General features: G+C 60.1%; 4 protein-coding genes. 1 reads left to right on the forward strand and 3 read right to left on the reverse strand.

The features are described 5' to 3' along the window. Positions 1–27: 27 nt before the first annotated feature. Complete coding sequence (locus AC1D0I_RS31815; RefSeq protein WP_477400085.1) at positions 28–4581, forward strand: beta strand repeat-containing protein; 4554 nt, start codon at positions 28–30, stop codon at positions 4579–4581. A gap of 92 nt (positions 4582–4673) precedes the next feature. Here the strand turns inward: AC1D0I_RS31815 and AC1D0I_RS31820 are convergent, their stop codons facing one another. From AC1D0I_RS31820 to AC1D0I_RS31830, 3 genes are all read right to left on the reverse strand, one after another. Next, positions 4674–6020, reverse strand: coding sequence for an HlyD family type I secretion periplasmic adaptor subunit (locus AC1D0I_RS31820; RefSeq protein ID WP_477304636.1), 1347 nt, complete (start codon positions 6018–6020; stop codon positions 4674–4676). Continuing rightward, positions 6007–7776 carry a type I secretion system permease/ATPase gene (locus tag AC1D0I_RS31825; protein ID WP_477400083.1) on the reverse strand — a complete coding sequence of 590 codons (1770 nt, stop codon included), beginning with the start codon at positions 7774–7776 and terminating at the stop codon, positions 6007–6009. The genes AC1D0I_RS31820 and AC1D0I_RS31825 overlap by 14 nt, the downstream gene beginning before the upstream one ends. A 688-nt stretch (positions 7777–8464) precedes the next feature. Further along, the coding region (locus AC1D0I_RS31830) for a hypothetical protein (RefSeq protein ID WP_477400084.1) at positions 8465–8749 on the reverse strand (285 nt) is incomplete at its 5' end.

Consider the following 8749-nt stretch of genomic DNA (forward strand, 5'->3'; position numbering starts at 1 on the left):
ACGCTCGATCAGGGCGCGGCCGATCATCTGGCCGAGGGCGCCAGCGACACCCAGACGTTCACCGCCACGGTCACCGACGACAAGGGTGCGACGGCGACCGAGACCGTCACCATCACCATCACCGGCACCAACGACAGCCCGGTCGCCAACGCCGACACCGGAGCAGTGCTGGAAGATGCGACCCTCACTGTGTCTGCCGCGAATGGTGTGATCAGAGGCACCACGAGTGGATCGGTGGCCGACACAGACGTCGACAATGCCAACAACACGCTGGTGGTGTCCGGTGTGGTCGCGGGCGCCGGCGCCGTAACCCAGGGCGTGGGAGTTGGCAGCTCGCTCGCCGGCACCTACGGTCACCTGACGCTGAATACCGACGGCTCGTACAGCTACGTGGCGGACACCGCCAATAGCCTCGCCGCGGGGGTCACAGCGGTAGACACGTTCACCTACACCGACAAGGATCCATTCAATGCGGTGTCGAATACTACGACGCTGCAGATCACGGTGACCGGTACCAACGACGGCCCAACTGTCACCGCTGGCCCGCAGAGCGTACAGCTGGTCGAAGCCGGCGCTGGTACACCGGGTACGGCTTCGGCCAGCATCGCGCTGACCAAGGGCGATGTGGACGCAGGCGACGCGGCTGTCTACGACGCCACGGCACTGACCACCAATGGCTGGGCTACCGGCAATGGCGGGGTGACCTACACCAAGACCGGCACCTACGGCACCGCCACACTGACCACCGGCACGGGCGTGGTGAGCTACGCCCTCGACAACGCTGACACCGACACCAATGGCTTGGCGCAGGGCGCCAGCGTCAGCGACAACTTCACTGTCTATGTCAAGGACGGCAGCACCGGCACCGCCAGCACCGCGGTGAACTTCGCCATCACCGGCACCAACGACGCGTCGGTCATTGATCTGAACGGCGTGGGCGCCGGCAATGACGCGACAGCTTCGTTCACCGAGCAGACGCCCCTGGTGATCGCGCCTTTGGCGACGGTGACGGACGTCGACTCGGCGAACCTGACGTCGTTGACCGCGACGCTGACGGCGCGACCCGATGGGAATGCGATCGAATCCCTGTCGCTCAACGCCAGCGCCACGGCGGCCGCAGCCGGACTGACGGTGCTCTACACCGCAAGCACCGGCATTCTGTCGATCACCGGCTCGGCTTCCCAGGCCACCTACCAGACGATCCTCGACGGGATCGTCTACAACAACACCAGCGACGCGCCGACGACGACGGCTCGGACCGTCACCGTCGTTGCGAGCGACGGCACCGACAGCAGTGTCTCGCACAGCGTCACGATCAGCGTCACGCCGGTCAACGACGCACCCGTAGCGGCCAACGACATCGGCTCGGCCACTGAGGCGGGCGGCACCGCCAACGGCACCGCGGGCACCAATGCGACCGGCAACGTTATCACCACTGGGCCGGGAGCCGACAGCGACGTCGACAACGCCACCGTCTCGCTGGTGGTTTCGGCGATCCGCACCGGCACCGAGGCCGGCTCGGGCACCAGCGGCACGGTCGGCACCGCGCTGGCAGGCCAGTACGGCACGCTGACGCTCAACGCAGACGGCAGCTACAGCTATGCCGTCAACAACAGCAATGCCACCGTCCAGGCGCTCAATGCCGGCGGCACGCTGACTGACACCTTCACCTACACAGTCAAGGATCCGGGCAACCTCACCGACACAGCACAGCTCGTCATCACCATCGACGGCGCCAACGACGCGCCGGTGAATGGTGTGCCAGCTGCACAGACGACCAACACGAATACGGCAAAGGTGTTCAGCACGGCGAACGGCAACGCCATCAGTGTTTCTGATGTGGACAATACCAGCCACACAGTGACGCTGGCCGCAACCAACGGGGCCATCACGCTCAACGGCACTTCTGGCCTGTCGTTCACGGTCGGCGACGGCACCTCTGACGGCACGATGACGTTCAGCGGCACGGATGCCGCCATCAATGCTGCACTGAACGGGCTGAGTTTCGCACCGACATCGGGCTTCAGCGGCTCGGCGTCCATCCAGATCGCAACCAGCGACGCTGGAGCGCTAGTCGACACGGACACGATTGCAATTTCCGTGAATTCCGTAAACAGCCCAAATCCGTTCACGCTGACGACGGGCACAGATACCGTTTTCTACACGTCCGGCACAAACAACGTAAATGGAACAGATGCCACTTTGAACAATGGCGACAAGATAACCGGCGGTTCAGGCAACGATACGTTGACCATATCCGACGGCAGCCTCGGGACTCATACATTTGGGGATGGCACGGGAAGTACTACGCTGCTCACGAACTTCGAATCGCTCGTGTTGCTCGATTCCAACAGCGGAAATCATACCGACACGTTCATCTTCGCGTCCACCTTCCAGAACAACGGGACGCTGACGATTGACGGATCGGGTATCACAGGAAACGGAGACCTTGTCGTCGACGCAAGCGCAGTCACGACCGGGGCCTTCAATATTATCGGCAGTTCCGGAAACGGCGGTGATGACACCCTGATGGGCGGATCCGGCAATGACACGATCAACGGCGGTGGAGGCAACGGAGACGACACCATTACGGGCGGCGGCGGTGCCGACACCGTAACGGGTGGCGGAGGTGCGGACACCTTCGTCGTCAATTCCGGACAATCGGTGGCCATTGTCGGAGGTAGCGGCAACGCCGGTACGATCACAGGGTATGACGTGGTTACCGATTTTGCCTCGGCCGCGGACTTCCTCGATTTGCAAGGGACCCCGGCAGCCGCGACGGGCGCGAACGTCAATGGAACCGATTCGACGCTGACCATTAGTGGTCAAACCATAAAATCGCACACGATTTCGAACGGCATCATCACCTTTGATGATGCCAACAGCTTCAGTGCAGCGCTAAATCTGAGTGCCACAGACACGTCGCGAGTCGCCGCTGCAGTTCAGTATCTGCAAAACAACGATATCGGCGCTGCGGGTGCGACGGTGGCGTTCACCGCTACGATAAACGGAACGGCCCACACCTATGTTTACGAACAAGTTGGTGCCACCCCGAATTCGGCGAACGACATCCTGGTCGATCTCTCCGGTGTCACAGTGGCCAATCTTGCCACATTGATCACCAACACCCACGTAAAGCCCGCCGGCGTTGCCGGAGAGCCTATCAATCTGGCCCTAACGAACCCTTCGGGGGATGTCGCGAATGCCATCGTGGTCGTCGTCTCCGGCGTCCCTGTGGGCTGGAGCATCAGCGGGGGTACCGACAACGGCGACGGCACATGGACAGTTCAGAGCAACGATGTGCAATCGCTGACGGTCACCACGCCGGCCGAATTCAGCGGGGCGGCTCTGCTAGACGTCTCGATGACTTGGACGAATGCAGACGGCACGATCGGAACCAAGTTCGTCGCCGACAATGTCGAAGCCTATGCGTCGGGTTCGCCGATTTTTGCCTGGTCCGGCGACGACGTGCTGACCGGCTCGCATGGCAACGACCTATTCGTCTTCTCGCAGCCGATTGGCAACGACACGGTGCACAACTTCGACACGGCCGCCGACCATGTCGATCTCATCGGTTATGCCGGTTTTGCGAGCTTCGCCGACGTCCAGGCGCACATGGCGGACGATGCCAACGGCAATGCGATGATCACGCTTGGAGATGGCCAGTCGATCACGCTCGACGGGGTGCATTCGAGCGCGCTCACAGGAAGCAATTTCGTCTTCGACCAGACGCCAGTGATGAACAATGCCGGGACCATGACGATCAGCGACGGCGCGCTGCTGCCACTGAGCGGCACAATCAACAATACCGGCCTTATCTCGCTCGAATCGGCCGGCAACGACACCCTGCTGCAGCTGATCCAGCACGGTATCACGCTGCAAGGTGGCGGACAGATCGTCCTGTCCGACAGCGATGCGAACGTGATCTCGGGCACGGCTGCCGATGTCACCTTGACCAATGTCGACAACACCATCTCCGGCGCTGGCCAACTCGGCGGCGGCCTGCTGGCTCTGAACAATCAGGGCACGATCATCGCCACCGGCACCCATGCACTGGTTATCGACACCGGCAGCAGCACCGTCGTCAACTCGGGAACGCTGGAGGCGACGGGATCGGGTGGCCTGACGATCAACGGTGCCGTCGCCAATTCCGGATTGATCTGGGCCAATGGCGGCAATGTCGCGATAGGTGGTCAGGTTACCGGCGACGGCGATGCCATCATTGGAAACATGTCACAGCTGGAATTTCACGCCGCCTCGTCCGCAGACGTCATTTTCGGTGTGGATGCAGCCGGCACACTGCGGCTGGATGATTCATTTGATTTCAGCGGAAGCATCGCCGGCATCACCAATGACGACAAAGTAGACCTCGGAGATATCTGGTTCAGCACCGGAACATCCGCTGTCTATCAGGCAAACCAGGATGGAAGTGGAGGAACGTTGACTGTTTCGGACGGCACCCATGATGCCACGCTCCACATCATCGGCACTTACGATGCGGACAGCTTCACCGTAGCAGACGACGGCGCTGGGCGGACAGTGGTTGGGTACAATCCGGCGGACGACTTCCACTTCGTCTGACGTTGAAGGCCGCAGGCCCAATGTGAAGCGGGCGCCGGATCAATCCGGCGCCCGCTTCACATCTGAACTCCGATATCCAGGAGGCGGGGCGGTTATCTCTCCCGGAAGGCGCGTTGGAACGAATCCACCAAGGGTTTGGTCAGATAAGCCAGAAACGTTCGTTCGCCCGTTGAGATGAATGTCTCGACCGGCATGCCCGGATAGATCTGCTCGGGCTTGACCTGCGGTGGCAGCTTGTCGGCCATTTTCAGCCGGACGGTAAAGTAAGGCAGTCCCGTGCTGGGTGTGATCAGCCGATCCGCCGAAATGTAGAACACCTTTCCGGGCACTTTTGGCGTCGTGCGCGCATTGAGCGCCGTGAACATCATGTTCGCGTCCTGCCCCACCCGGATTGAGTCGATGTCTTCGGGCTTTATCTTGGCCTCGATGATGAGCTCGTTCGTGGTCGGCAGAAGCTCCATCACCACCTCCCCCGCTCGGATGACGCTGCCTTCGGCATTGTAAAGCGATCGGACGATAATGCCGTCCACCGGCGCCCGGATGGTCGTCCGCTCCAGGACTGACCGAGCAGCGTTGATTTGTTCCTCGAGGTCCGCGACCTGGGCCCGTGCTTTGTTCAGCTCCGTTACAGCATCCTCGACCCGGCTGGTTGTAAGCCGTTCAATCTGCTGACGCGCCTCTACGGTCTGGGTCGCCGAGCTGGCAATCTGCGCTTCCAGAGATCCTGCCTGGCCGACCAGTTCGGCAGTGCTGCGCAGAAGATCGGTGTACTCGGAACGATTTGTGAGTCCTTTATTCAGCAGGTCTTTTTTTCTTTCCGTCTCCTCGTTGACGATCGCAAGCTGATTTTCCGCTGCTTCCTTCTGAGCTTTTAACCCGACAACGGCGTCCTGAAGAGCTGCCACCCTTTGCTTCAGAATCCCCTGTTCCGCGCCATAACGCGCTAGCCGTGCCTGAAATTCCTTGTTTTGCTCTCCGAAGACACCGCTGTATTCGGAGGCGCCTGAATAGGCTCCGAGGTCACTGGACAAGACAATTTTCTGAAGGCCGTCCCGCTCCGCTTCGAGCCGAGAAATTTCAGCTTTTTGTGCCACCCACTGCTTGAGAACGCGGTTGAGCTGGGACTGCGCCACCGTCGGATCGAGGACGATCAGGGCCTGGCCTCTTAGTACCCTGTCGCCCTCCCGAACCTTGATGCTGCTGACCACGCCTCCCTCGAGGTGCTGGATCATCACATTCTGCCCAGCTGCTGCGACCACACCTGGCGCGATCGTCGCTCCAGCAATTGGTGCCATAGCTGCCCAGAATCCGAAGCCGAGCAAGAAAACCGCCACGCTTCCATATCCCATCAGCGTGATCCGATCTGTGCTGGTGTCGACGTTGCGTTGCCAGCGATACGTCTTGGCGTCCCTCTGAATGGGTTGGCTAGGAACCGTCATTCGCGACCTTTACCTCCACGCGAGCAGGTGACGGGAAAGGCACCACTCCTTCGTTGTCATGCGACTGAGTGGCCGCGGCCGTCGCTGCTTGGCCCCGTCGCTCGGCAAGTCGGTCGAGCACGTCCTTGGTCAATCCGTAGATCTCAACCTGGCCATTGCGCAGCATGAGGATGCGATCGCATTTGGCTGCGAGCGAAGGCCGATGGGTTATGACGAGCACGGTCGTTTTTCGTGCACGCGCCTGGAGGATCGCCCGCTCGAGTGCGGCTTCGCCGTCGGAATCAAGATTTGCATTGGGCTCGTCGAGAACCAGTACCTTGGGATCGCCGTAAAACGCGCGCGCAAGTCCAATGCGCTGACGCTCGCCGCCCGAGAGTCGAACGCCGGTCGGGCCGATCACCGTCGAATATCCATCCCTTTGACCCAGGATGAGCTCATGCACTTGGGCCCGTTGGGCTGCTTGGATTAATTTCTCATCAAGCGCATCCGGCTCAAAACGCGCAATGTTCTGGCCGATGGTTCCGGGGAAGAGTTCCACATCCTGCGGAAGGTAGCCAATATGACGGCCGAGTTCCTCCGGATCCCAATTTCGAATATCGCCGCCATCGATGCGGACTACCCCGGAACGCGGCTCAATGGCGCCGACTATGAGGCGCGCCAGCGTCGATTTTCCAGCCTGGCTTGGGCCAACGATCGCGACTGTTTCGCCAGCGGCGACCTCAAAGGTCAAGCGCTTTATCAGCGGCAGCGAGCTGTCGGCAGAACCCGGAAGGTAGTAGACTATTTGGTCTGCGCTCAACGCCCCTTCAGGCGTTGGCAAGGCAACATTTTCCTTTGGTCTGGGCCTCGATTGGACAGCTGAAAGTCGCTTCCACGCAAGATTGGCGTCGATGACCTGCCGCCAACTTCCAATGATCTGATCAAGCGGCTGCAATGCGCGCGCCGAAATCATCGACGACGCAAAAATCATACCGGCGGTTATCTCGTTGTGGAGAACCAGATAGGCACCGACGCCCAATATCGCGATTTGCAGTACCGATCGTGTGGTGCGGGAAACACCGCCGTAAAATGCGTTGGTGCGAGCGAGCCCATCGGAGGCGTGCAGGGAGCCGGCAAAACGACTGCCCCAGAATTCTATCGCATTGGACACCATGCCGAGTGCGCGGACCGTTTCGAAGTTTCGCGCAAAGGCCTGCGCCGAATTCATTGCCGCGCCGAGACTCTCCGCCGCCTCCTTGCTAGGTCGCGAACTCGCGACCTGGTTCAGCACGGCGATGGAAACCATGAGAACCGCTCCAACGACCGTTACAAGGAAGAGCAACGGGTGGATGAAATAAAGCAGGCCCACGAAGATTGGCCCGAAAGGGAGGTCGAAGAGAAAGAAAATCGTTCGTGAAGCGATGAAACCTCGCAGGGTGGCTAAGTCCCGCAAGGCCTGGACATCGCCGAGTCCAGCGCGGGGGCCACCCATTGCCGCGAGAAAAGACGATGTGCCCAAAGACACATCCAGTCGCGCGGCGAGTCGGCTTGCATACACGCCCCGAACGACTTCGAGCACTCCGAAAAGCAAAAGCGACGAAAGCGCAAGCAAGGTTAGGTAGGTGAGAGTATCCAGGTTGGCGGCGGGCAAAACTCGATCATATACCTGCAGCATATAGAGAGGCAGAATTAACACGAGGGTGTTCATCACTGCGGAGAACAGGCCCATTTCGACCACGCTCCTCGACAGCACCTTTCGGCTTGTAGAACTGGACATGCCCGAATTTGCCCCCCGGCGAACAGCACGCACATTAGACAATCTTTATAAATCATGCGAGGTCGTCACGCTATCGGCTGCGATTCTTTTGATAGCCATAGTAAAGACCGCCAACGCGAGCCGAGGCTCCATATCATCACCCCTTTTGCGAACAAGAGACGCAGCTCGATCGCGAAGCGACAGCGGGCGGCCACCGGCGTAGCGCTTCTACTTGGGCAACTGGATACGTCCAGGGTTTGCGGACTTCACGCGGCTGTAGCGCGATGCGGTCACACACAGCCATTTGAATTGCAGGTAGGACGGTGACTGACTACCAACCCGCCCATGAACAAGCTGAAATTCACGCTTTGGATTTTGGTAGGGGTCCTTATCTTGGCCGGCATCTATCTGTTTATGCAGGCGGACGCGCCTAATTGGTCATCGCGGCTTTGAAGGCCAGTGGCACCGTCCTTTTGAGTTAGGCGGACGAAACTGGCGCTCAACCTGCCGAGTAACATCTTCGAGCCAACACCCTGGTCCTTGCGGCGAGCGTTGGTTCAGCGCATTCGGCACTCAGACTCTCCCATAAATGATGTTCTGCGACTTCGTTCGCGACTGCGCCGTTCCGGGAGTTCGTCGACGCTATCCATCCGAAGACGCGGATCCGCAGGCCGGACGTTACCCCGGGCGGCTATCGGCCTGCCTAGCTTCACACACGTATTGGGCGCTTGTTCGCTTGCGCATCACCGGGTATCCAATTAATTGAAACCGAAGAGGACTTGGCTGCCTCTGCAGGTGAAAAGTGCTGACCTTCCCAGCGTTCTATCTCGCGTCGTGCCTGCTCGCGCTTCTTGCGCTCGTCGCCGTTCTCGAACTCGGCCTGCTTCCGGCACTGCTTTCGGGCCTTCTCGTGTTCAACCTCGTTCATTTCGCCGCACCGATGCTCCATCGAATCGGGGTCTCCAGCAGCCTGACGAAAAGCCTTGCGCTGACC

It is taken from the genome of Mesorhizobium sp. P2_D1, assembly GCF_056404455.1.

Excerpts from the sequence above, each read along its gene's own strand:
- AC1D0I_RS31825 (WP_477400083.1), bottom strand. The coding sequence starts at position 7,776 with ATGTCCAGTTCTACAAGCCGAAAGGTGCTGTCGAGGAGCGTGGTCGAA.
- AC1D0I_RS31820 (WP_477304636.1), bottom strand. The coding sequence starts at position 6,020 with ATGACGGTTCCTAGCCAACCCATTCAGAGGGACGCCAAGACGTATCGC.